This is a genomic window from Poseidonibacter ostreae (assembly GCF_009208075.1).
In the GTDB taxonomy this organism is placed as follows: Bacteria; Campylobacterota; Campylobacteria; order Campylobacterales; family Arcobacteraceae; genus Poseidonibacter; species Poseidonibacter ostreae.
In genome coordinates this window covers 1-695 of sequence record NZ_WFKJ01000120.1, presented here as the reverse complement: position 1 = coordinate 695, position 695 = coordinate 1, and the positions used below count along the sequence as shown (strand labels likewise).

The 695-nt window shown below is 35.7% G+C and carries 1 protein-coding gene; it reads right to left on the bottom strand.

The genetic code is table 11. The features are described from left to right. Positions 1–695: transposase (locus GBG18_RS15065; protein ID WP_152192390.1), on the bottom strand; the 695-nt coding region annotated here is incomplete at both ends.

Genomic DNA, 695 nt, shown 5'->3' with positions numbered 1-695 from the left:
GCACGCTGTTTAATCATAGTTTTTGCTTTGCGTGTCTGCATCTTTGTACGGTGTGCCTCAACGAGTGCTTCATGTTCCCATCGCCAAAGACGTTTGGCAGGTGTTTTAAGAGGAAGACATTGTGAACGTATTGGACAAACTGTACACTCAGAACGGGTACCAAAGTACATTAAACGCTTAATACCATTCTTTTCATAAATAGTTTTTCTCCGCTTTAACACCTTATCATTAGGACAGATATAGCAATCCTTAACTTCATCATAAACAAATGCATCACGAGCAAACATTCCTTTATCTTTATGTTGTTTTTGCTTATCTGGTATTGGTACATAGACATCGATATCTTCATCAACACATTTCTTAATCTCTTTTGGATTGTAATAACCTGCATCAGCTGCTAGTTTCATCTTTTCATTACCAATAATATCTTTAGCTTGTGTCGCCATTGGGTAAAGCTGATCTAGATCAACACCTTTGCTGGAAATATCAGTGGCAACAATGAACTTATATTTTCCATCAACAGCAATCTGAGTATTATAGGCCATCAGATTATGTGCTGGTTTACTCATCAAAGTAGCATCAGGGTCACTTTTACAGTATTGTGTTGCATTATGCTCTTTTAATGTCCGTAAATTACTACTCAATTTTAATTTATTTTTTTTAAGTCGATTTAGATTTTGCTTCTTTACTACTGG